We start from the raw sequence: 2091 nt of genomic DNA on the forward strand, positions 1-2091 counted from the left end.
CTACTCGCTATCGCTAAAGAGCGTGAATCTGAAGAGAGCATTTCGGTAAATATTGATGACCTATAAACTCGACTTTAAAAAGAGCGCCCTCAAAGAGTGGAAAAAGCTTGGTTCTACTCTGCAACAACAATTTAAGAAAAAGCTAATCGAGCGCTTAGATAACCCACATGTTCCGGCTTCAAAACTATCTGGAGCTGACAACATGTATAAAATTAAGTTGCGTCAATCGGGCTACCGTCTCGTCTACAAAGTTGAAGACGATATCATCATTGTAACCGTCCTAGCAGTTGGAAAGCGCGAACGTAGCGATGTTTACCGTAAAGCCATGAAAAGGTTAGATGATTGATTGCGGTATAACAACGCCCAATTAAGGTGTGAAGCACGCAATGACCAAGCCGCTGCATTGCACTTCAACACCGAAGTCACCGCATACCAAAAATGCCACGCGTGCTGAATCACTCTTAAATTGTTTGTTATGCGCACGTACCAAATGTTAGCCACCAACTTTTTTGTAAGCGACTATATGGGAAAGAAATAGTAACGAATACCTTTCGTTAAATCTTATCTTGTATTCATGTTCATCTTCAGATAGCTTTTCCCAACCCTCTCCAAAGTAGTCGTTTATATCATTAACAGCTTCACTTTCTTCTTTTAAATGCTTTTTGTTCCACTGATAAGTACATGATAAAACAAACACTCCATTAAAAGCAGTTGCATCCATCAATGCGTTTACTAAAGTTTTAGGCGATTCACATTGATCCAGTACATTGAGGCAAACTGTTAAATCAAACACTTTCTTAACCACACCACGCTCGAAAGGTGCTTCAATTAAAGTAAATGATACATGATCACACGCTTTTGCTATTGTTGAAGCATCAAAGTCCAAACACCCCAACTCTTTCAAGCTCTTGATATAAGGAAATTCACATTTAGTACCGTCAATTAGTATTTGTTTGAGATTTGATAGCAAGCGGTGAGACGGCTCAACAACTGTGACAGAACTAATGCTTGGTATGTTAGTAACTAACTCGTAGCTATTTCGTCCCAAAGCTGCCCCTACCTCTAATGCGTCAATAGGATCAATACTCTCAGCTTCCAGAGCATCAATAATAAACTTAGCTACGCTTTGTGTGTGGTTTGAGGAGATAAACGACTCAGGTACGTACTTAGATTTACTCTCGAATTGTTCAGACACTCCACTTAAGCGAAGTTTATCAAGCCATTGAACTTCATAGTATGCCGCCAATCCTTTTGGATCTATGTAAAAATCGTCCATTTATAATTCCTCCTATGAAGCTTCATTATTCGGTGCGCATAACGCCGCGTTAAGTGGTGAGCAACGCCTGCTACCCTACCTAAATCATTGTGACATAAACACTTAGACTGAAATAAACCAAAAATGCCACGCGGCATGAATCCCTCTTAAACGCTTTGTATGGATAATAAGCACTCCAATCGGGTAAGGTGAGACCCAGACTTTAGCTGCAACTAAAGTTCTTCTATCTGGTAGTTCGATTAAACGATGGCTCCTCGATTGAGAGACCGGTAACAAATATTACCCAAAAACATCTCATCGACTATTACTCCGATTCTAACCGCTCTAAAAAATCAGCTTAAAAAAGTAGAGGCAAAGATAGAACAGCTGATTGAGAGCTGCCCTGAATATCAAGCTAAGAACACCATCCTTCAAAGCATGCCTGGCGTAGGAAAGATCCTAGCCGCCTCCCTAATTAGCAATGTACCCGAACTCGGTTTTATAACTAACAAGCAAGCCTCTTCTCTCATTGGCGTCGCACCTATAACAAGAGAGAGCGGACGCTTCAAAGGCAAACGGATGATAAAAGGAAGTCGACCTCAAGTTAGAACAGTCATGTACATGGCAATGATGTCAGCTATCCAATGCAACCCTGTATTTAAGGCTACTTATGAACGATTACTTGCGGCAGGAAAACCTAAAAAAGTAGCGATAGTTGCCTGCATGAGAAAGATGGTTGTGACACTCAATTCAATGCTAAGAGACGGCGCAATGTGGGATAAAGATAGCGTCAAAAATTAACTATTGACGCCATAGTCTCTTATATGGACTCCCCC

Annotated in this window: 3 protein-coding genes and 2 pseudogenes; 3 read left to right on the forward strand and 2 right to left on the reverse strand. The window is 40.8% G+C overall.

What is annotated here, in order from left to right; translation table 11 throughout:
• A pseudogene (locus BCT81_RS14700) lies at positions 1–66 on the forward strand (antitoxin); the annotation flags it as partial.
• Entirely contained in the window at positions 56–346 is a 291-nt protein-coding gene (locus BCT81_RS14705) for a type II toxin-antitoxin system RelE/ParE family toxin (RefSeq protein WP_047010341.1), read from the forward strand. The pseudogene BCT81_RS14700 and the gene BCT81_RS14705, both read left to right, overlap by 11 nt.
• A gap of 21 nt (positions 347–367) precedes the next feature.
• Here the strand turns inward: BCT81_RS14705 and BCT81_RS30000 are convergent, their stop codons facing one another.
• A complete protein-coding gene (locus BCT81_RS30000; protein WP_080993085.1) occupies positions 368–490 on the reverse strand; it encodes a DUF3265 domain-containing protein in 123 nt (40 codons plus the stop codon).
• Between the two features lie 3 nt (positions 491–493).
• Positions 494–1276 (reverse strand): SAM-dependent methyltransferase, encoded by a 783-nt coding sequence (locus BCT81_RS14715; RefSeq protein WP_102424907.1) that lies wholly within the window; start codon positions 1274–1276, stop codon positions 494–496.
• Positions 1277–1537: 261 nt separating this feature from the next.
• Between BCT81_RS14715 and BCT81_RS14720 the strand changes: the two are divergent.
• A pseudogene (locus BCT81_RS14720) lies at positions 1538–2056 on the forward strand (transposase); the annotation flags it as partial.
• Positions 2057–2091: the final 35 nt, after the last annotated feature.

The sequence above is a fragment of the Vibrio sp. 10N.261.52.A1 genome, from assembly GCF_002876325.1.
Lineage (GTDB): Bacteria > Pseudomonadota > Gammaproteobacteria > Enterobacterales > Vibrionaceae > Vibrio > Vibrio chagasii.

Bases quoted from the DNA above. Each gene is read 5' to 3' on its own strand.
- BCT81_RS14705 (WP_047010341.1), top strand. From the start codon at position 56: ATGACCTATAAACTCGACTTTAAAAAGAGCGCCCTCAAAGAGTGGAAA.
- BCT81_RS14715 (WP_102424907.1), bottom strand. From the start codon at position 1,276: ATGGACGATTTTTACATAGATCCAAAAGGATTGGCGGCATACTATGAA.